Consider the following 20,624-nt stretch of genomic DNA (forward strand, 5'->3'; position numbering starts at 1 on the left):
ATGTGAGCGAAGCCCGCGCAGATGAGTAATTCATCTGTCGTCGTACAACTTAGATCAGGGCAGGCCATTCGACAAGGGGAGATGCCGGGAAGCGCGCTTCCCGGCGATAGAGCTTAAACGCGGAACTGCTTGGTAAGACGGTTCAGGCCTGACGCCAGCGTCGACAACTCGGCAGTGGCGATGGCGGTCTGATTGGAGCCCTCGGACGTCTGACTGGACAGGTCACGAATGCTGACCAGGCTCCTGTCGACCTCACGAGCAACCTGGGCCTGTTCTTCGGCAGCGGTAGCGATCATCAGATTGCGTTCGTTGATCTGGCTGATGGAGTCGGTAATTTCGAGTAGCGCCTTGCCGGCGCCATTGGCCATCTCCAGGGTCTTGTGTGCCTGAACGCTGGTCTGCTCCATGGCAGTGACAGCGTTGCCGGTGCCGGTCTGAATCGAGCCGACCATCTGTTCGATTTCGCGGGTCGATTGCTGGGTGCGGTGTGCCAATGCGCGTACTTCGTCCGCGACCACGGCAAAACCTCGCCCTGCTTCGCCTGCACGGGCCGCCTCGATCGCAGCGTTGAGTGCCAGCAGATTGGTTTGTTCGGCGATGGCGCGGATCACATCCAGCACCTTGCTGATGTCCGTTGCCATGACCGCCAGGCCCTGCACCTCGGTTGAGGTGATCTGAACTTTGGAGACCATCAGGTTGATCGCCGTGACAGTCTCATCGACCTGCGCACGTCCGGCCATGGCTGCGGTGCTCGATTGAGACGTCACTTCCGATGCCGATGCGGCGTTGCTGGCCACTTCCTCTACCGCCGCGCTCATCTGGTTGACGGCCGTAGCTGCCATCTCGATCTCATTGCTCTGACGCTGAATGGTGCGCGATGCATCTTCGGTGACTGCGTGCATCTCTTCGGAAGTAGCGGCCAGCTGGGTGGACGAGTCGCCGATCAGGGTCAGGGCACTGCGCAGGTTAGCTTGCATCAACGCCAGTGCGGCGATCAGTCTGGCCGCTTCATCACTGCCGTCTTGTGGAATGTCTTTGCTCAGGTCATTGGCCGCAATGCGTTGCGCAATGTTCAGCGACTCACCGATCGGCTGAGTCAGGCTGCGGGTGTACATCCAGGCCAGCAGCAGGGTAGTAATCACGCCGACCGCGATAAAAATACTCACCATCAACAAGGTTTGCTGATAAGCAGATTCGGCTTGATCACCCGCTTTTTCCGCTTTGCTGTCGTTGATGCCGATGAGTTTTTTCAGCGTGTTTTCGACCTGATCCGCCGCAACTTTCATGTCGCCATTGGAAATGGCAACTGCCCCTTCCAGATTGCCCGCTGCAACAGAGGCCAGGTAGCGATCCTGGGCTGTTTGATAGTCGGCGTTGGCTTTGCGGAGCTCGTCGAATGCCTGACGCCCTTGAGGGGTAACGATCAGTTTGCTGAGAGAGTCCGAAAGACCGGCAGTCAGCGAGCGGGCCTGCTGAATGTCGCTAAGTGCCTTGGTCCTGCGATCCTGCGGCTCAAGGGGGTTACGAAGTCGGGCGTTATTGCCCCTGATACCGACAAACTCCCTGTCCAGAGAGCCGAGCAGTTTTACGCTGGGTAGCACGTTGGTTTCGATGAATTTTTCTGCTGTGTTGAGAAGTGCTGCCTGACGCAAAGCCAGCAGGCCCAGTGCAACGATCATCAGGCAAAAAATACCGAAGCATAAAGCCGAACGCGGTGCAAGATTGAGTTTTCGCAGGATCATTATTATTTTTCCGAAGTGGGCAATAGGCTATCGCCTTCCTTCGGGTTTTCTTGACGAGCTATACGGGCCCGGAATCGAGGTTTGAATCAGGTTGTCCGAATAAATGGTAAGCAAATATGTCACGGCCTGGCAGCTTTACATTTTAACCAGCATTTAAAGAGGGCTACCTGTCGCAGCCCGGTGAATCAGCGCTTTTCCATGCCCAGCATAAAAGTATCAATTGCTCGTTTGACCATGCTTTGAATCTGCTCGACGCTCAAGCGTGCGGGTGTTTGTTGATAGAGGCGAATATCGGTTTCCGCAGTCAGCAGCGAGGTGAGTTGCAGCGCTGCGATATGCGGATCAGTGGTACTTAGCTGGCCACGTTGCATGGCCGCATTCATCAGCGTCGTCACCGTTTGCAGGAATTCCCTGGGGCCTGAGTCATAGAACATTGTGCCGATGTCGGAGTGCCCGGATTCGGCCACTACCATGCGGTACACCGCCAACGCGCTGTCATCATTGATGAGTACCATCAACATTCGCTCCCCGAAGCGCGTGAACAGCGTTCGCAGGTCTAATTCTGCATCTGCGTCCTTGTCGACAGAGATCGCCAGTTCCGAAACGGCCTCGGCAAGATGAGCGTTTGCAACCCTGTTGACCACGGCGATGAACAGCTCCTCCTTGGAGGGGAAGTAGCTGTAGATCGTTGCTTTGGAGCCGCCCATCCGTTTGGTGACTTCATTCATCGACGCACGTTCGTAGCCCATTTCAAGGAAGACACTTGCTGCGGCATCGATGATGGCTTCGCGGCGTGCTTCAGTACGCACCTTCATTTATATCCTCAATCCCTTAGTGAACCGGGTAGTACAGTAAATGCAAAATTCTCTAGACTGGAACTGAACCGTTCGGTACGATTTCAGCTGGTTTCAAGGAGCTTACTGGAAAAGACAGCGCAGATAAATGCCGACGGATCGAGGCGTTCTATATTTTGCAAATCCGATGGCTGCGCCCAGCCATCCATTGCCCGAATTCATTCAACGATGGAGTGAAGAGGTCCATGAACATCATCGATTTCAAGAAACCCGTCAAACGCTCTTTTCGTGGTAATACGGCAGTGGTGCCTCAGCTTGAGAAAGTGCTCACCGTCATTCTGAAGACCGACGTTCCTGTGCTTATGGGCATATGCAGCGATGGACTGCGTAGCAGCAGCAGGATTCTGGGCGGAGAGTTCCATGCCGAATATTTCAGCGGCTCGGTGCAGGCTGGCGGCAGCAGTATGCAGGTTGAATTGTCATCCGAGCTTGCCTTTCTGGACACTCGTTTCACTCTGGTCACGCAATTGGGTGAATTGATCAGCGTTGAAAGCCAGGGTGTCCTGCTCATGGACGAAGTGGGTCAGCAGGAATTGCAGAACGGGGTCTGGCCGATCAGTGACGGCCATTACCAATGCACATGCACGCCGCGCTTCAAGGTTTCCCTTGGGCCTAATGAATGGCTGGAAAAGAGCGCCTTCATTGGCAAGACCGAATACATTCAAGACAATGAAACGCTGATCAGTTTTTATCGGATGAAGTCCTGATTCATCCCATTGGTTAGGCGTGGAGCAGGCCGTTGCAGGCCTGCTCCGTTGTAACTGGTTAAAAAGTGACACTGGCGCTCAGGCGCGCGGTGCGCGGCTCGCCAACGTTGACCTGCAACTGGCTGCCTGTACTGGAGGGGTAGTACTGCTTGTCGAACAGGTTATCGACGTTCAGTTGCAGGCGCGTCTTGTAACCGGCCATCGGCACATCCCAGCGTAGAAACGCATCGGCTACGGTGTAGCTGCTCATATAGAAGGTATTGGCATCATCACCAGCGCGCTCGCCCACATAGCGTGCGCCGCCACCTGCATGCCAGTCGCCCAGACCGGACGGGACTTGCAGATGGTGGGTGAGGTACAGGCTGGCCGTATGCTTGGGTGCCTGGCTAAGACGATTGCCCTTGTTGCTTGGATCATCCAGCACTTCGGTGTGGGTGTAAGCGTAAGTGCCGATCATGTCCCAGCGCTCGGCTATGCGCCCGGTCACGTCCAGCTCCACACCTTGTGAGCCGACCTTGATGCATAGGAATTTCAAAATGCCTATGCATGAACCTGACGCTGTGAAGGAGGCGTCATGCCTTCATAGCGATGCGTAGGAAGACGCTGATGCGTTACTTATGCAGTGAAAATCCCTATAAATCCGCATTAACACAGTTTATTTTACCGCTGAGCCTAGGTGCGGACGCACCTTCCCCCTGTCAGGGCTTCACGTACCTCATCTGCGCGATCGCCTGAGCGTTGAGGACCAGTCCCTGCACCGTCAGCCCGCTGATCGCTGCCGTGTATACCATCCGCGCGCCACACAGCACGCAGCGGAACGGATCGACGTTTAGAAAGGCTTTGGCCATCGGCGCAAAATACAGCTTTGGTACCGGTCCTGGCGTCGCCATCTTCAGTGCTTCATACACCTTCGGCAGGTATTTCCCACACACCCGATTGGCCAGAAAACCAAAATACCGGATCATCCGGAAATGCTTTTCCGGGATGTGCTGGACCACCCGGCGCAGCATGTCGGCCTGGCTCAGCGTTTCCTGCTGATAGGTCTGCGTGCGGTGATCCAGGTAGGTAAAGCTCAACGTGGCCCCGCAGGTGTAATGCGCCAGACGACTGCCCGAGATCGGCGGTTTTTTCAGGTAGCGGCCCAGGTAATTGACGGTCTTTCGGCCGTTTTCCGTCTTCTTCGACAAGTGGATGTGCCAGTGCTGGCCACCAGCGGTCAGTATCAAACGGCGCCAGTCGCTTTCACAGTGGATGTGGGCCAGCTGCGGCGGCATCGTCAGTTGCGAAAGCGGCTGTCCCAGCAGGTAATCGCGCACCAGCCACATCCAGCGCCGCCGCAGGGCCTCTTTGTGGAACGACAGATTTTTCCAGACGCCCTGCTCATCCAGGCCGCCCGCGGTCACCGACAGGTGGACGTGGGGATGCCAGTTGAGCCGCCGGCCATAGGTGTGCAGCGCACCGAAAATCCCGACGCGCAAACCGCGCCGCTTGGCGGTGTAGATCAGGTTATCGGCCGCCAGACGAAACAGCGCATCGAGCAGCCAGCGGTTGTAGAAGAACAGGGACCACAGCGTGTCGGGCAGCGTGAACACCAGATGCTGCCAGGGGCAGTCGGGCAGACGGTTGTTTTGCACGGCGATCCACTGGTCGGTGGCCTTTTTGCCGCAGGAAGGACAGGCCCGGCAATGGCAGGTGTTGCACAGGTATTTGACGTGTGGGCAATGCTCATTGCCACAGGTGTAGTGTTTGACGCCCAGTATCGAGGTGCCGCAGGCGAGCATTTTGCTGATCGACTCCACTTCGATTTGGCGCAGACCGCCGGCTTCCAGCAAATCTGCCCAGCAGCCGTTGGCCGTGAAGAGGTTTTTGAGCGGTCGAGGTTTGTAAGCAGGCGGTGCAGAGGCCACGTCAGCAGGATGGCTCCTCATCGTGGTGAATGACGGCGGTGATGGCGAATCCGCCTGGCCCTTCTCTCATCGAAACGCTTACGCAAGAAGCGTCGGGAAACCTGTCGTTCAGATACGCTGTCTGGCAGCAACTACAAAGATCGACATCACCCAAAGGATCGACATCGAAGAAAAATTCGGTATCGGGAACGAAGGTGGTATGCCCGGCGCGTTGGAGACGGGTCTGCTTTGCCTTGGCTTTTGCCCGGCTTGCCCGTTTACGTTTTTTTGTCTCTGACGCCATGTGTAAGCCTGTGCTGAGGAGGGATCGACTCAATTTTGGCTATGATAACCGATTTCAAAATCCCACAATTTGCAGCCGCAGGCTGCCCAGTTCAAGCTGCAGGGTGTTACCGATGATTGCCGGGTGGGCTGAAGCTGCTGAGCTGAACGAGCCGCGCCAGAGGTGTCGCACCAGGGCCCTCGTGCTAAAGTCGGCTGCCTGAATATGAATGAAGAGCGCCGCAGCTGTTCGCGCGCTTGCACCAGAAAAGGCGTCGTTCCACATGCCGCAAGACCCTTGTACCGATCAGGACGCACGCATTGTCAGCCAGCCTTCGCTGCCCGACGTCAACAAGCCGCTGCGCCTCTATCTCGACCGCCTGGCACCCTCAAGCCGCCTGACCATGACTTACGTTTTGCAGGACGCGGCAGATCGTCTGGGTATGGCTGACGTCGATATTCATGACATTCCCTGGCACACCCTGCAGCCTGGCCACGTGACCGCACTGGTCGCGACGCTGCGTGAAGACGACTACGCACCCAATACCACCTCGCTGTACGTGAACGCTATTCGCGGTGTAATGAACGAAGCCTGGCGGCACGACCTGATCAGCCACGAGCAATTACTGAAGATTCGCTCGATCAAACCGGTCAGCGGTACGCGTCTGGCCAAGGGCCGTAATATCCGCCGCACGCTGATTCGTGAATTGATGGAGGCCTGCGCTGCGGACCCCAGGCCGCAAGGGCGTCGCGACGCCGCAATCATTGCGATTCTGTACGGCTCTGGGATGCGCAAGTCCGAGTCGGTCAACCTGGACCTGTCACAGATCGATTTCGCCGAACGCAGCCTGCGGGTGCTGGGCAAAGGCAACAAGCAGTTGATCAAATATGCCCCCGAGTGGGCGTTCAAGGCGCTGAACGACTGGCTGGAACTGCGCCGCTCGTGCCTGCAGCCGGGGCAGGGCGATGACCCGTTCCTGTTCAACCGGATTCGCCGCGGCAGTCACATCACCCGCGACAGAATCACTAAACATGCCATTTACTTCATCGCCAAGCAACGCGGGCGGCAGGTGGGGGTGAACATCATGCCCCACGATTTTCGGCGGTCGTTCATAACCAGGGTGATCGAAGAGTTCGATCTGTCGATTGCCCAGAAACTTGCCAGCTGCTTCGCTGACGCCGGTCACGCCAGTGGGGGTGACGACGTTTTTCTTCTCGATGTCGAACACCGCGAGGTTGAGGTTAAGCGCCGGTGCCAGTGCATATTTGGCACCAACTTCGTAACTGCGGCCTTCTTCCGGGTCGAAGGTCGTGCCGTCATCGTTCACATCGTCGTTGGGCACGAACGAACGGCTGTAGTTGCCGTACAGCGAGAGGTCTTCATTGACCTTGAATACCAGACCGGCCATTGGCAGAAATACATCGTCATTCTTGTCCAGATTGGTGACTCGGCTAGCACCAAGGCCTTGTTTGATGTACTGGTCATAATGCTGATAGCGACCACCCAGGACCAGAATCCAGCGGTCATTCAGGTGCCAGTTATCCTTGAGGTACAGGGAAGATGAGGTCAGTTGATTGCTCAGGTTGCTGGTGGTCGTGCTGACGACACTGGGTTCAGCCAGGCTGCCGTAGCTGGGCGAAAAGATATTGAAGCCGTTTTGAGCCGTGTTGCGGTAGGTCTTGCCACGATACTTGTCGGAGTCTTCCTGCTCGGCACCGATCAACAGATCATGTTGCTGGCCAAGAATCTCTTGCTTGCCGATGAAGTCCCAACTGGCATAACGCGTTTCATAATCATAGTGGCCGCCATTGGCCTGACGACGCAGTACACCGCTGCTGGACAATGTGCTTGGCTGGGCAATCGAGAGGCTGTAGCGGTCGTTGTTCCAGCCGTAGGTCAGACGGGTTTTCCAGTCATCACTAAGCTGATACTCGAAGCGCGCGGTTGCGGTTTCGCTGATGCCCACGGTATTGGCCCACTTTTCGTCGAGCCGCTTGTCATAGCTGATATCGGCCGGATGACCACCTGTGAACACCGTGCCGCGGTCGAACGGGCTGATGTAGTCGTTGTATTCGTAGGCGAGCGTCAGGCTGGCGCGTTCTCCGGTCCAGGACAACGAGGGCGCGATCAGGGTGTGCTGATCGACGCCATAGTTACGCCAATAGTCCTCGCTCTGACGCTCTGCCACCAGTCGGTAGGCCAGCCCGGAATCGCCCAGCGGTCCGGTGGTGTCGATGCCGAAACTGCCACCGCCTTCGCTGTAGGCCGAGCCACTGAGCGTGGTGCTTTGCACATATTGCGGTTGTTTGCTGATCACGTTGATCACGCCACCCGGCTCCATCGCGCCGTACAGCAGCGATGCCGGACCTTTGAGTACTTCAACGCGCTCGGTGGTGGCACCGAAGTTTTTCGATACCACCGAGCGTACGCCATCGCGCAGGATCGAGCCGTCGTCGTTGGTACCGAAGCCACGCTTGATCACCGAGTCCTTGGTGTTGCCCAGTGTGTTGCCCTGGCTGACGCCGCTGACAAACTTCATGGCGTCGTCCAGTGAGCGCACGTTGTAGTCGGCGATGGTCTGCGGCGTTACCACATTGACCGACTGTGCCTCCTCCTTGATCGGTACATCACTTTTGCTCGCGGTACTGGTGCTTTCGGCGCTGTAGCCTTCCCGGCCTTCGGTAGCGGCGGCGGATACCTGGGTGGCAGGCAAGGTTGCGGTTTCAGCAGCATGCACTGCGCCGCTGGCGCACATCGCCAGTGAAAGTGCGGACAGCAAAAAAGGGCCGGGACGGCGAGGGCATTGGGAGGAGGTGCTCAAGGGAAATGCTCAGCAAGGACGTTAATAGCAATAATTGTAATTTGATACTGATTCTCATGTAAATAAATGATTGAGCCCGGTGCTCTGCAAACAGGGGCCTTTTCAGGTTATCAATGACTATCGACGTTGGCGTCAATCCGCTTGCCCATGCTGATGATGGGCTCGGGCGTGTACCCCAATGTTTGATAAAAAGCCTGCACACTTTCGTTGAACGTATGAATCTGCAGATTGATCTTGACGCAGCCAAGGTCCGTAAGAGCCTGTTCTGCGTGCCTGACCAGTGCTGTTCCCAGTCCTTTGCCACGCTGGTGCGGGGCAACTGCAACCGAATACAGCCAGCCGCGATGGCCGTCGTAACCGGCAAGAATGGTCCCGGTCACGCGGCCGTCCATGACGGCGACGAAAAACAGCCGGTCCCCGACAGCCAGTTTCTTGTCGATCGACAACTCCGGACGGTTATGCGGCATGGGGTCATTGAAGACGGTCTTCCACAGTTCGATGACGGCAAGGCGGTGATGCGGGTCTGAATACTCGACAATGCAGTTCATTGCGCGGTCTCTGGGTGATGAGCCCAGAGACTACTGCGTCGTGTCCGGCCATGTCTAACCGGCGTTCTTTGACGGCTGGTCCTGTGTTGTGACCCTGGGCAGTGATGCCGGTGTATCAAGCAACGTACGGATGGCCCGACTATAAGCGGGCTGTCCGATCTGCATGCTGTTGTTGTGTGTACCGCCAGGCACCAGTATCAGCTTCTTGGGTTCCTGCGCTGCTTCGAACAGCTGCTCGCTGAAGCGTGCTGGTACGTAGCGATCCTCGGTGCCGTGCACGATCAGCACTGGCATGTGGATGTCTGCAATCTTGTCCAGAGAGTCGAACTTCTGCGACAGCAACCAGCGCACAGGCAGCGAGGTATTGGCCAGCGCTGTGGCCACATCGGCCAGGTTGGTGAAGGTGGATTCTATTATCAGCCCGCGGGCCTGAATCGGCGCGTTGCCCTTTTCTGCGTCATTGCCCAGTTCGGCTGCCAGATCCACCGCAACTGCCCCGCCCAGCGAGTGCCCATATATAAGTCTGCGTTGCGGATCGGGCTGCAGTTGTTTCAGGCATGCCCAGGCGATGCGTGCATCTTCGTACACCGACTTCTCGGATGGCAGCTGGCCCATGCTCTGACCGAAACCCCGATAATCGATCGCCAGTATCGAGTAGCCCTGCGCCTTGAGTTGCTGGATACGGAACAACTGGCCGGTGAGGTTCCATCTTGAGCCATGCAGGTACAGCACGGCCGGGGCGTTCTTGTCCGATGCGGGCCACCACCAGGCGTGGATATTCTGCGATGGTCCAAATGACGGTGTGCTGAGTTCGATCTCCTGGACATCGGCGGGCAGGCCGCTGTACCAGCTTGCGGTGCCGGGCTCGATGCGAAACACCAGTTCGCGTTCCTTGTGCTCAAGCACTGCACAGCCGACCGGGAGGCCAATAATGATGGCTAACATGCAGACCCATTTGATCGGACGAGCCTTGAAGCGAGCCAGGGGCGAAATCGGCATAAGACGCATGATCCAGTCAACAAAGTGAAATAAATGCCGGTTCTGCGTCAGGGTTGCAAGATGAACCACCAAACATGGGTTACAGAATATTGCACAGCGGGGTTCCGGGTATGTTTTCAAGCTGAGCAATCATGATGTACACGCAAACCCCTACGCTTCAATACGTTGCGCCAAGAGGTCCGAATGCAGCGTCAACAAAGGCGCTCAATAGCACAATTCGTTATTGAGGTGCCCTTTTCGATAGCCGGGGATTATGCTGTGAAGGGACAGGCGCTGTATTTTTGTCACCAGCCGTCGCCCGAATCGCCGATCTGCTTAACGTTAACTCGCGCTTTCTTCAATTTCTTCAAGAGGTTACCGCTCATGTTCCATCACCGCCCCCTGGAAGAAAAAGACATCCCCACGATTTGCGAACTGCCGCAGAATGCCGACGAACTGTTCTACATGTTCCCCAGAGCGACTTACCCGCTGACTGCCTCGCAACTCAGCGAAGCACTGGAGACCCGACACGACTCGACCGTCATCGAGATGGATGGCGAAGTTGTCGGTTTTGCCAATTTCTCTCAATGCAAATTTCGCGGCCGTTGCTCGCTGGGTAATGTGATCATCGCTCCGAAGGCCCGCTCCAAAGGGGTAGGGCGTTACATGATTACCAGTATGATGGGGATCGCATTTGACAAGCACGAAGCGACTGAGCTGATTGCATCCTGCTACAACCATAACGTCCCCGGGTTGCTGTTTTACCCGCGGATGGGCTTTCGCCCTTATGCCATCGAAGAGAAACGCGATAAACAAGGTGCCCGGGTGGCGCTGATCCATCTGCGTCTGTCTGGCTCGGAACAGTAAGTTTTTCATGCGGGGGCACGCACGGCTATTATTGCATCGGCCCGGGCGTGCCTTTTATCTTTAACCCGTTTTTCAAGCGACTCGATAACAGTGTCTGGTTATTTTTTCAGATAACGCCGTCCCGGCAGTCGACCGTTCGTCAGTATTTATGCTGCTTTCTAGTGTGACTTCTGTACGCCGTGATTCACGTCAGGCCGTAGTACGCTGGAAATCATTACGGTGAATCGTTTTTTCTGTTGATTCTTCAATAAGGGACAGCATTAAAAGGAGCAAGGATATTCGGTTGTGGAAGTTGCTAGAGGGGCTGCGAGAGGTGTATAACTCGTTTAAGCATAACGCGAGTGACGACAGATAATTGGCGGGCTGGTCTGGGCCGTTTTTTAAAAGAGTCATCAACAATAAAAATTGTCAAAATTTGTCATGGTCGGGACATGCTTACACCCATAAGGAGATAAAGAGATGATTACGAGTGGACTGTCTGAGTTAGAACTCAGGAGTATCGTTGAACGTGCATTCCTGCCGTTGCGTTGCACCTGCACCATTGCCAACGATCAGATGACGGTGCAAATAAGCGATCCGGTGTCCGGGCGTACCCATAGTCAGACGAGCCTCCCGCTCAGCCGTATCAAGACTGTCCGGGATATCTCTGCACTGGTAGCCGGGTTGCGTGAAGAACCGGCAAAAGCCAAGGCGTCACAAGCGCATTACAGCGCTGCCTGATACTGCTTCATCCCTCTGATGTCCAGGCATCACGCAGCAGGGCCTCGATCAGTGTTGATCGGGGCCTTGTCGTTTGTGCGGTTGCCGGTTCGACTTTTTCGGGCAAAACCCGCTGCCCGATCGCACGTCAATTTAACAGCGTCGGAGTCATGCTGTTTCGGAGATGGGCGATAAAAAAATAATAGAAATTCATGAAACTTTTTAACCGTCTTGAACTGTGCGCACGTCAAGGGTTTAAAAAAGTACAAGCGCCGTGAAATCATCAGCTTATCGCGCACTATTGAACGGGTTGCTCAACGCCCTGCCTATTTGACACTTTTGCGTTTCTTTGCAACTATCCGATTGCCTCCTGAATGCGTAACGCATTGTCACGCTTTTCCACTTGATAAAAAACGCCGCTTAAAAAACGGGCGGTAGCATTGAGCGGTTTTTTACTGCCCACTCCGCTACTTCAAGGTCCCGCCTGTTTTACGTGTTGTAACTTTCTGTAAAAAACACTGTTTCATGACGACTCATCACTTCGGTGAATGAGCCTTTGTCGGTGTTCGGTTGTATGTGTTTCGCCTCGAATCGTGCAGGGACGCTGGTTCGCCTGATCAGCCAGGCACTCGATCATCCAGAACTTCTGTGCTGCACCAACGTATGAAATGACGATGGAGCATCATCATGTTTGATAACGGTATGGAAACAACCTGCGGCTGCGTCGTCGGAGGGGCCGGGCTCGCCGGCATGGGTTTTTTGTTCAGTGCCCTGAAGACCGGCGCAATGCCCGGAATTGCCGCGAAAGGATTGGTCGTCATTGATGCAAGCGACCGGCCCGGAGCAAGCGTGCTGGGGGAGTATCGGATTACCGCCAATTCTGTGGGCGATGTATTCATCGATTGCCTGCGCGATCCGGCATTACGTGAGGTATTCGAGCCGTTGGAAAACTCGGCAGCGTATTGGCGTATCAAAGCGCAGGCACAAAGCGCGCCGCAGCTGTCTGATGCCGGTCTGCTCATGGCCGAGGCCGCCAGGCTGGTACTGGACCACATCGTGCAACGCTACGGAGTAAAAGTCTGGTCCGGTACGACCATTAATGAAGTGGTCAGTGACGGCAACACATTTTGCCTGCACGTTGACGGTCCGCACGGCAAAAGACGTGTGCGCTGCCGGGCGCTGGTACTCAATCTGGGTGGGCGTCAGGATCCACAGCACCTGATTGATGCTCTCGCCGGGCAGGGGCTGGCGCTGCCAGGCAATGTGAGTATTCAGAGCGCGGACAGGTTGCTGCGTATGAATGCGGTGCAATTACGCGAAGTGTTCGGTCCCGCGCTGGCCGGTAAAGGGCGAATCACGATTGTGGGTGGCTCACACAGTGCCTTTTCAATGCTGGAAAATCTGGCAGATGCACTGGAGTTCGCGGGCTTGCAGGAACTGACGCTTATTCATCGAAGCCGCATCAGGCTGTTTTATGAAAGTGTCGAACAAGCACAGGCAGCTGGTTACCTTTTCGACGCCCAACACGATGTGTGTCCGGTATCAGGCCGAGTCAACCGCTCCGGCGGCTTGCGTTATAGAGCGCTGGACATTGGGCGCGAGGCGCTGTGTAGCGGCCGTGTCGGCAAGACGGGCGTGCGGGTGCAGATTTTTCAGACGCTGGGCGGGCGACCTGGTGACCACGAGCCGGCCCGGCTCGCGCTTGCCGACTCGGCGGTGATCGTGCAGTGCTCTGGCTATCAACCTGTGCTGCCGACGCTAAAAGATGCCGAAGGCAACTTCATCAGCCTGCGCGAGACAAAGGGCGGTCTTGAGTCCGACGCTTGCGGCTGTCCGTTGGACCAGCAGGGTCGTCGAATGAAGGGCCTGTATCTTTTTGGTCTGGGGGCCGGGCTTGGCGTCGATCCGCATCTGGGCAGTGAACCCGCCTTCGATGGACGTATCTACGGCGTCTGGCAGTTTCACCATGATGCAAGCCGAGCAGTGGTTGAGGCCGTCACCAGCAGACTGTCCTGTCCAGCTGCTGTTCCCGAGATGATCGGTATGGACTTATTCATGCAGGCAGCGCTTCACATTCAGGCGGGTTAGGCAGCAATTACAGGTAAACAGCACCATAAAAAACGGCGCCCCAGGGACGCCGTACGGCTGTCTGCCAGTAAATGGCAAATCAACATTGAATAAGGGGTACTGCAGGAATTATTGTGGGTCCTGGTTCGGAGCCAGTTCTGCCTGGATACGTTTGTAGATTTCTTCACGATGCACTGAAACATTTTTTGGTGCATTGATGCCCAGGCGGACCTGAAGCCCTTGAACGCCAAGAATCGTGACAGTGATCTCGTCACCGATGTTTATGCTTTCGCCTACTTTGCGAGTGAGTATCAACATAATCTTTTCCTTGATGGCCTCTTGAAAACGCCTCTCTCAAGAGGCTGGCGTTTGCCTTTGCGTGGTGATTGTTGCCGAGTGCATCCAAATGCATCCGTCTTATGACGTCACATGGGTGAATTAAATTCCCTCGGTTCATTTTCTTGTCATCGAGATTTGCATCTGCGATACGACGAGCGCGCCAATTCTGCCCGTTTCGACGTGAAAATGCCCGTATTTACTGGCGTCATGTAAAAAGTATCGTGAACCGCTGCACGCTGTGAGGTCGTCATCGTCTCACTCGACGAGGCGGGATAAGCCCATCTCGGCATGAGTGTAAGCGTAGGCATGACTTTGCGAGATTGCTCGGACTTTCTGAAAATTCAGTTGAAAGTGTCGAACGAGGATGTAGGAAAGGGCTGCCGGGTCGCCATCGCTACTACGCTCAGGCTTGTTGACGCTATCAGGGACACTGGGTGGCCGGTCCGGAGTGCGCGCTGTGGCGCAGAGATGCGATGTACAGCAAGGCGTTGGCCTTCGCGGGTTTCATTGCCCGCAAAGGCCCTGCCGGAGTTGGGCTTAAAGCGCCATCGACAGCAACATGATGAAGATCAGGCCGACCACCGACAGGATGGTTTCCATCACCGTCCAGGTCTTGAAGGTTTCGGCAACCGTCATGTTGAAGTACTGCTTCACCAGCCAGAAACCGGCATCGTTGACGTGCGAGAGGATCAACGAGCCGGCACCGGTTGCCAGCACCAGCAGCTCGCGGTTGACGCCAGGAATCAGGCCGACCACGGGTGCCACGATCCCTGCGCCGGTGATGGTTGCCACGGTAGCCGAACCGGTTGCAATACGGATGACGGCAGCCACCAGCCAGGCCAGCATGATCGGGTTGATCTGAGCCTGCACAGCCATGTGTCCGATCACGTCGCCCACGCCGCTGGCGACCAGCATTTGCTTGAAGCCACCGCCTGCACCCACGATCAGAACGATTGCGGCAACCGGTGCCAGGCTCTGGTCCAGTAGTTTCATGATTTTTGTACGGTCAAAGCCACGCGCCGCACCAAAGGTGTAGAACGCCAGCAAAAGCGCTGCGAGGAGGGCGCTGATCGGGTGACCGATCAGGTCCATCCAGATGCGGAACATGTTGTTTTCCGGCAACACCACGTCGGCAAAGGTCTTGAGCAGCATCAGGAAGACCGGCAGCAGGATGGTCACCAGCGTGATACCGAAGCCTGGCAGGTTCTCAGTGCTCGACTCTTTGGCAATCTGATCCATCAGTTCCTTTGAAGGCGTGCCAGGGATGCTTTTTGAAATCCAGCTACCGAAGATCGGGCCAGCGATGATGGCCGTCGGCAGTGCAACGATCAGTCCGTAGAAAATGGTCTTGCCAATGTCGGCACCGAAAATGCCGATGGCCAGCAACGGACCCGGATGTGGCGGAACCAGGCCGTGCACGGCTGACAGGCCTGCCAGCAATGGAATGCCGATCTTGACGATGGATACGCCGGTGCGACGGGCAACAATGAACACCAACGGGATCAGCAACACAAAGCCGATCTCGAAGAACAGCGGGATGCCCACCAGAAAGGCCGAGAACATCATGGCCCAGTGCACTTTCTGCTTGCCGAAGGTGCGTATCAACGTTTGCGCAATCTGGTCCGCGCCGCCCGAGTCCGCCATCAGCTTGCCGAGCATGGTGCCCAGGCCGAGGATGATACCGACGAACCCCAGTACGCCGCCGAAGCCGTCCTGAAACGATTTCATGACTTTTTCAACCGGCATTCCCGAGGTCAGGCCAAGAAAGCCTGCCGCCAGGGTCAGCGCGACGAAAGGGTGTACCTTGAAGGTGGTGATCAACAGTACAAGGCCGACGATGGTCACCAGCGCATCGACGAGCAGGAACGTCTCATGGGTCATACCGAACATGGGTGTTTCTCCGGTTTATTGTTTTAAGGAGCTGTTAACAGCGCCGACGTTAATATCGTGTGTACGCAAGACAGCGCTGTCTTCTGCGCTCACGCCTTTATCAGGCGTGGGAGTCTTTCCACCATGCTGCGGCTTGTTCACCGATGACATCGATAGGCTGCGATGCGTCGACGATCAACGTCAGCGGCTCGCCGTAAGGCGGCTCGAGGGTTGCGAACTGGCTGTCCACCAGACTGGCGGGCATGAAATGCCCCGGCCGGTGCGAGCAACGTTCGGCGGCAAGTTCCTTGGTAAGTTCCAGGAAAACAAAACCCAGGCCGGGTACGGCATCGCGCAGACGCTGGCGATAGATAAGCTTGAGTGAGGAGCAGGTCAGCACAGGGTGCTCACCGTTTGCCAGGGCAGCAGCCATCTCTTCGCCCAGGCGGGTCAGCCAGCCGGCCCGGTCGTCATCATTGAGAGGGGTTCCGGCGCTCATTTTTTCGATATTGGCGGGAGGGTGGAACGCATCGCCTTCGATCAGGCGACCGCCGCTGTTGCGGGCGATCTCGGCACCGACGGCGCTTTTGCCGCAGCCAGAGACACCCATTACCACAAGGGCGGAAATAGCAGTATTCGCAGTTGTCACAGTAGGCACCTCATCTGGAGACAGCGCTGTCTTTGTCCGGTGGACATCAGGCTCAGCCCGGGCTGTTCCAGTTTTTGTCGTTGTTTTGGGCTCATCAATAAGCATTGGAGGCTGTTCTCCGCGGCGACCCTGACCGGGTGGCCCATGTGAAACCAGCGATAAAGCATTGTCACCTTCCATGAGACAGCGCTACCTTATGGGGCATTCGACACATTTGGCAACCCCTATGTTAGTTGGCAACGCATGATCCGCATTGGTTCCCGCTCTACTGGTCGCCCTACGCTCAATGAGGTGGCGAGGCTTGCCGCCGTGTCGCCGATCACGGCCTCCCGGGCGCTGCGCGGCGTTACCACTGTTGCGCCGGAGCTGGCGGAAAAGGTCCGCGCTGCGGCACAGACCCTGGGCTATGTCGCAAATTCTGCAGCCAGGGCGCTGGCCTCTTCCTGCAGCCAGACCGTCGTTGTGCTGGTGCCTTCACTTTCCAACCAGTTGTTTATCGAGACGCTGGAGGCCATTCAGGACGTGTTGCGCATCCGCGGTCTGGACGTGGTGATCGGCAACTATCACTACTCGCCCGATGAGGAAGAGAAACTGCTGCGCAACCATCTGGTCAATCGTCCGCGCGGTATTCTGCTGACCGGTTTCGATCACACCGCAGCGTCGCGCCAGATGCTTGAAACCAGCGGCGTGCCTTGCGTGCACATGATGGAGCTCGATACGCGACTGGGTACCTATTGCGTCGGCTTCTCGCAACAGCAGGCCGGAGCAGAAGCCGCACGCCATCTGCTGGGGCGTGGTCGTCGCCGACTGGCTTACATGGCCGCTCAGCTCGACCCTCGCGTATTGCAGCGCGGGGCCGGGTTTCGCCAAGTGCTGGAGAACGCCGGGCTGTTCGACCCCGAGCTGCAGGTCTCGACGCCTCAGTCGTCCTCGATTGGCCTGGGTGGTGAGTTGTTTGCCCGCCTGCTGGAGCAACATCCGGATGTCGACGGAGTTTTCTTCTGCAATGACGACCTCGCGCAGGGCGCTGCCCTTGAGGCTTTGCGTCTGGGCGTCGCCATTCCCGAACGCGTATCGCTGGTGGGCTTCAATGACCTGCCCGGTTCTGCCCACATGGTGCCGCGCCTGACCTCGATACGCACGCCCAGGGAGGAAGTCGGGCAGCGCGCGGCACAGCTGCTGCTGGGCCTGCTCGACGGGGTCACGCAGCATTCGCAGGTGGATCTGGGGTTTGAGCTGGTGGTACGGGAAAGCTCCTGAGTATTTATTAAGGCCATCCCTGCATGCTTCCCCCCTGGCCATCACGCTGACCAGTGGTCGTTGCGCTCCGGGCTTTCCCGACGCTGGGCTGGAGTGCCCGACGGCCCTGTCCTGCAACGCTGCTGATACCCTCATTCGGACGGTTTCGGTGCGTCTGGACTGTTATTTCTGACAGTACCCATCCCCTCGTGTTGAGTATTCAATGACCCTACGTTTTTGGATCGGAGCGGCATAAGTGTCTTGGCCGCATCGTTGGATGACGGGGATATATCTTCTTATCTATTCCCCGTCCTGGCGGTCTTACAAGACCTATTGAAGGGTGAGAGAAATGCAAAAAAAAAGCATCTCAAAACGTTAGAGCTCTGACTCACATCGCAGACCCGGTCGGTTCAGGAGTCCCTCTGGACATCGCATGGTTGACCGGCATCATCCCGCTGGGCTTTGTACCCGCTGAGATCGTTATCAGTCCCGATGAAACTACGCTGTATGTCGCTCATGAGAGTGGCCGCGAAGTCAGCGTGGTCGACATCGCCAGTGCAAGCGTGGTCGGCAGTATCAAGCGGGCAGGCGCGGGTGCGATTACCCTGAGCCCCGATGGGAAACGGCTTTACACCATTGGTCAGAAGAGGTGCTACGTGGTGGACACGCGCTTGCGGGAGGTCATCAGGATACTTCCGGCTGCCAACGTCAACCGCATCCTGTGCAGCCCGGATGGCCGTTTTATCTGCCTGTCCTTTCAGAATGCGCTTGGCGGACTTATCCGCCTGATCGAGACCGAGAACTACACGGTCGAAAACGAGTTTGATCTGGGTGCCCTGACCAATGCGTCGCTGGCCCTCGGGATCAGCCCCCTGAATGACCGGTTTTACGCAACGATGCTGGTCGACCGGACGGCACCCACCGATGTTCTTGCAATCAGCAGGGTGGATTACCTGCAGCATGATATTCCCGGATTTTCAGATCCGCGGTCGATGGCCTTCAGTTCCGATGGCGCCTGGCTGTACGTGGGCGGAATCGACGAGGTGTACATTATCGATGCCGCCACCAACAAAATGTTTTATCGGGAGAAGATAGGTACCCAGGGCTATCCGGTAAAAGTCATAGGCGTCACGCCGGATGAGCGCTATGTGTATGCGATCTACACCTGCAATTACGACGTCTACCGGATCGACACTGTGAAGGGAATCGCCACCTGTATCGCCTATTTTCCTTCGGTGGGCGGCGCGGTACTCAACAGGACCGGTACGTATATCTACTCCTCCCACCCGGACATGAGCTGGATTTCGATCTACAGGCTGTAGTTGCGCCTGCCAAACCTGCCACGGCGGATGACGCAGGCGCAGTGGCCGGTTGTATATAGTCATCAGCGGCTTGCGCTGTCAGTCGGCATTCAGCGCCGCGATGCCGGCCTTGGCCACTTGTGCATCCTGCTCGGCCTTAACGCCGGAAACACCCACCGCGCCAATCACCTGACCGTCGACGATGACCGGAACGCCGCCTTCCAGCGAGGTCAGCAGCGGGGCGCTGAGAAATGCCGTACGCCCGCCGTTGACCATTTCTTCGTAACCTTTGGACTCACGTTTGCCGAGTGCCGAGGTACGGGCTTTTTCGATCGAGATATAGCTGCTGATCGGCGACGCGTCGTCCAGTCGTTCGAATGCGAGCAGATGGCCGCCGTCATCAACGACCGCGATGGCCACAGCCCAGCCATTGGCCTGGGCCTCGTCGCGTGCGGCACCGAGCATCAGGCTCACTTCGGTTTGGGTAAGGACGGCTTTGATTTTCATGGGTTGCTCCGGAGCAGTGGTTATTGGATAGGAGTTCAGCGAGATTCTGGAGTGCCAAGCGCTTCATCAATCAGCTCGATCCAGTGCCGTACCGAAGTTCGGTTGGCGCTGGCCAGGTGAGTCTGACAACCGATATTGGCGGTGGCGATGACCTGAGGTTTGCCGCTTTCAAGCGCGTTCATGCGGTTGTCGCGCAATTGACGGGCCAAGGCCGGCTGAGTGATTGAATAGGTGCCGGCGGAGCCGCAGCATAAATGGCCGTCCGGCACCTGGGTCAGGTTGAAGCCCAGACGAGTCAGTACGCGTTCCACTTCACCACCGAGTTTCTGTGCGTGCTGCAAGGTGCATGGGCAGTGGAACGCCAGTCGCGTGTCGACCTTGATGCCCAGGGTTTCCAGCGGCTCGTCACGCAGTACTTCGACCAGATCCTTTGTGCACGCACTGATGCGCTCGGCCTTGTCTGCATAGGCTGGGTCGTGGCGCAGCAAATGGCCGTAGTCCTTGACGAATGCACCGCAACCGCTGGCCGTCTGGATGAGGGTTTCGGCACCGCCTTCGAGCGCGGGCCACCAGACGTCGATGTTGCGCCGCGCCCGGTTCAGACCTGCCTCCTGTGCATTCAGATGGTAATCCACGGCGCCGCAGCATCCGGCCTTGCTGACCGCAGTAATACCGATGCCCAGACGATCAAGCACGCGTGCCGTGGCAGCGTTGGTATTAGGTGACAGACCTGGCTGCACGCAACCATCAAGCAGCAGCGCCTGACGCGCATGACGAGTGGTCGGCCGCAGCCCGGCAGCATGGACTGTTGCAGGCAGTTTGGTTGCCAGTGTCTGCGGCAACAAGGGCCTGAACTTCATGCCCATTCCGGTCAGCAAACGGAACAGTCCGGCATTGGGAATTACCTGGCGCAGGCCTTCACGCAGCAACCGCTGGCCAAGCGGGCGGGGCACCAGGGCCTCAACCGCTGCACGGCCGATGTCCAGCAGGTTGTGATAATCCACGCCGGACGGGCAGGTGGTTTCGCAGTTGCGGCAGCTCAGGCAGCGGTCCAGGTGCAAGCGGGTTTTTTCGGTGACTTGCTGGCCTTCGAGCACCTGTTTGATCAGGTAGATCCTGCCGCGCGGGCCGTCCAGCTCATCACCCAACAGTTGATAGGTCGGGCAGGTGGCATTGCAGAAACCGCAATGCACGCAACTGCGCAGGATGTGTTCGGCCTCTTCGGCGCGGGGCAGGGTTCTGGCGTGTTCACTCAATGTGGTCTGCAT

18 protein-coding genes and 3 pseudogenes are annotated in these 20,624 nt (G+C 57.0%); 7 read left to right on the top strand and 14 right to left on the bottom strand.

The features are described 5' to 3' along the window. Positions 1-113: 113 nt before the first annotated feature. Together AC4ANK_RS12540 and AC4ANK_RS12545 are read right to left on the bottom strand one after the other, a co-directional pair. Complete coding sequence (locus AC4ANK_RS12540; protein WP_002554166.1) at positions 114-1,742, bottom strand: methyl-accepting chemotaxis protein; 1,629 nt, start codon at positions 1,740-1,742, stop codon at positions 114-116. A gap of 185 nt (positions 1,743-1,927) precedes the next feature. Next, on the bottom strand, positions 1,928-2,557 hold the full coding sequence (locus AC4ANK_RS12545) for a TetR/AcrR family transcriptional regulator (RefSeq protein ID WP_002554165.1): 630 nt from the start codon (positions 2,555-2,557) through the stop codon (positions 1,928-1,930). A gap of 224 nt (positions 2,558-2,781) precedes the next feature. Between AC4ANK_RS12545 and AC4ANK_RS12550 the strand changes: the two genes are divergently transcribed. After that, a complete protein-coding gene (locus tag AC4ANK_RS12550; RefSeq protein ID WP_002554164.1) occupies positions 2,782-3,303 on the top strand; it encodes a DUF3237 domain-containing protein in 522 nt (173 codons plus the stop codon). Positions 3,304-3,361: 58 nt separating this feature from the next. Here AC4ANK_RS12550 and AC4ANK_RS12555 read toward each other — a convergent pair. From AC4ANK_RS12555 to AC4ANK_RS12570, 4 genes and pseudogenes are all read right to left on the bottom strand, one after another. Beyond that, a pseudogene (locus AC4ANK_RS12555) lies at positions 3,362-3,820 on the bottom strand (TonB-dependent siderophore receptor); the annotation flags it as partial. Between the two features lie 181 nt (positions 3,821-4,001). Further along, complete coding sequence (locus AC4ANK_RS12560) at positions 4,002-5,231, bottom strand: IS91 family transposase (RefSeq protein ID WP_460382827.1); 1,230 nt, start codon at positions 5,229-5,231, stop codon at positions 4,002-4,004. Then, positions 5,212-5,493 carry a hypothetical protein gene (locus AC4ANK_RS12565; RefSeq protein ID WP_015062535.1) on the bottom strand — a complete coding sequence of 94 codons (282 nt, stop codon included), beginning with the start codon at positions 5,491-5,493 and terminating at the stop codon, positions 5,212-5,214. Before AC4ANK_RS12565 ends, AC4ANK_RS12560 begins: the two co-directional genes overlap by 20 nt. A gap of 54 nt (positions 5,494-5,547) precedes the next feature. Further along, the gene (locus tag AC4ANK_RS12570; protein ID WP_460382826.1) at positions 5,548-5,757 is read right to left on the bottom strand and encodes a hypothetical protein; all 210 of its coding nucleotides are present in this window, start codon (positions 5,755-5,757) and stop codon (positions 5,548-5,550) included. On the opposite strand from AC4ANK_RS12570, the pseudogene AC4ANK_RS12575 reads away from it, so the two are divergent. Continuing rightward, positions 5,756-6,634, top strand: a pseudogene (locus AC4ANK_RS12575) (site-specific integrase); the annotation flags it as partial. The gene AC4ANK_RS12570 and the pseudogene AC4ANK_RS12575 sit on opposite strands and share 2 nt — an antisense overlap. On the opposite strand, the pseudogene AC4ANK_RS12580 reads toward AC4ANK_RS12575, so the two are convergent. The 3 genes and pseudogenes from AC4ANK_RS12580 to AC4ANK_RS12590 all read right to left on the bottom strand — a co-directional run. After that, positions 6,602-8,293: pseudogene (locus tag AC4ANK_RS12580) on the bottom strand (TonB-dependent siderophore receptor); the annotation flags it as partial. The pseudogenes AC4ANK_RS12575 and AC4ANK_RS12580 overlap by 33 nt on opposite strands. A 110-nt stretch (positions 8,294-8,403) precedes the next feature. Then, positions 8,404-8,841 (bottom strand): GNAT family acetyltransferase, encoded by a 438-nt coding sequence (locus AC4ANK_RS12585; RefSeq protein ID WP_002554162.1) that lies wholly within the window; start codon positions 8,839-8,841, stop codon positions 8,404-8,406. A 54-nt stretch (positions 8,842-8,895) separates the two neighbouring features. Further along, entirely contained in the window at positions 8,896-9,840 is a 945-nt protein-coding gene (locus tag AC4ANK_RS12590) for an alpha/beta hydrolase (protein ID WP_460382824.1), read from the bottom strand. Between the two features lie 363 nt (positions 9,841-10,203). Between AC4ANK_RS12590 and AC4ANK_RS12595 the strand changes: the two genes are divergently transcribed. The 3 genes from AC4ANK_RS12595 (at position 10,204) to AC4ANK_RS12605 (ending at position 13,473) form a co-directional block, all read left to right on the top strand. Next, positions 10,204-10,686, top strand: a complete 483-nt coding sequence (locus AC4ANK_RS12595) for a GNAT family N-acetyltransferase (protein WP_002554160.1) — start codon at positions 10,204-10,206, stop codon at positions 10,684-10,686. Between the two features lie 459 nt (positions 10,687-11,145). Further along, positions 11,146-11,406, top strand: a complete 261-nt coding sequence (locus tag AC4ANK_RS12600; RefSeq protein WP_460382822.1) for a DUF1652 domain-containing protein — start codon at positions 11,146-11,148, stop codon at positions 11,404-11,406. Positions 11,407-12,072: 666 nt separating this feature from the next. Beyond that, the gene (locus AC4ANK_RS12605) at positions 12,073-13,473 is read left to right on the top strand and encodes a hypothetical protein (protein WP_002554158.1); all 1,401 of its coding nucleotides are present in this window, start codon (positions 12,073-12,075) and stop codon (positions 13,471-13,473) included. A gap of 108 nt (positions 13,474-13,581) precedes the next feature. Here AC4ANK_RS12605 and csrA read toward each other — a convergent pair whose 3' ends face one another. The 3 genes from csrA to AC4ANK_RS12620 all read right to left on the bottom strand — a co-directional run bounded on the left by csrA (position 13,582) and on the right by AC4ANK_RS12620 (position 16,270). After that, entirely contained in the window at positions 13,582-13,770 is a 189-nt protein-coding gene (gene csrA / locus AC4ANK_RS12610; RefSeq protein ID WP_002554157.1) for a carbon storage regulator CsrA, read from the bottom strand. Positions 13,771-14,328: 558 nt separating this feature from the next. Then, a complete protein-coding gene (locus tag AC4ANK_RS12615; protein ID WP_004667761.1) occupies positions 14,329-15,681 on the bottom strand; it encodes a GntP family permease in 1,353 nt (450 codons plus the stop codon). A 100-nt stretch (positions 15,682-15,781) separates the two neighbouring features. Then, a complete protein-coding gene (locus AC4ANK_RS12620; RefSeq protein ID WP_005732609.1) occupies positions 15,782-16,270 on the bottom strand; it encodes a gluconokinase in 489 nt (162 codons plus the stop codon). A gap of 282 nt (positions 16,271-16,552) precedes the next feature. On the opposite strand from AC4ANK_RS12620, the gene gntR reads away from it, so the two are divergent. Both gntR and AC4ANK_RS12630 read left to right on the top strand, forming a co-directional pair. Continuing rightward, a complete protein-coding gene (gntR, locus tag AC4ANK_RS12625; protein ID WP_002554155.1) occupies positions 16,553-17,569 on the top strand; it encodes an HTH-type transcriptional regulator GntR in 1,017 nt (338 codons plus the stop codon). A 371-nt stretch (positions 17,570-17,940) separates the two neighbouring features. Continuing rightward, positions 17,941-18,870 carry a WD40 repeat domain-containing protein gene (locus AC4ANK_RS12630; protein ID WP_054072808.1) on the top strand — a complete coding sequence of 310 codons (930 nt, stop codon included), beginning with the start codon at positions 17,941-17,943 and terminating at the stop codon, positions 18,868-18,870. Positions 18,871-18,948: 78 nt separating this feature from the next. On the opposite strand, the gene AC4ANK_RS12635 is transcribed toward AC4ANK_RS12630, so the two are convergent. Both AC4ANK_RS12635 and glcF read right to left on the bottom strand, forming a co-directional pair. Then, the gene (locus AC4ANK_RS12635; RefSeq protein ID WP_002554153.1) at positions 18,949-19,356 is read right to left on the bottom strand and encodes a heme-binding protein; all 408 of its coding nucleotides are present in this window, start codon (positions 19,354-19,356) and stop codon (positions 18,949-18,951) included. Between the two features lie 35 nt (positions 19,357-19,391). Further along, positions 19,392-20,624 (bottom strand): glycolate oxidase subunit GlcF, encoded by a 1,233-nt coding sequence (glcF, locus tag AC4ANK_RS12640; RefSeq protein WP_002554152.1) that lies wholly within the window; start codon positions 20,622-20,624, stop codon positions 19,392-19,394.

Source organism: Pseudomonas sp. Pmew2 (assembly GCF_058129885.1).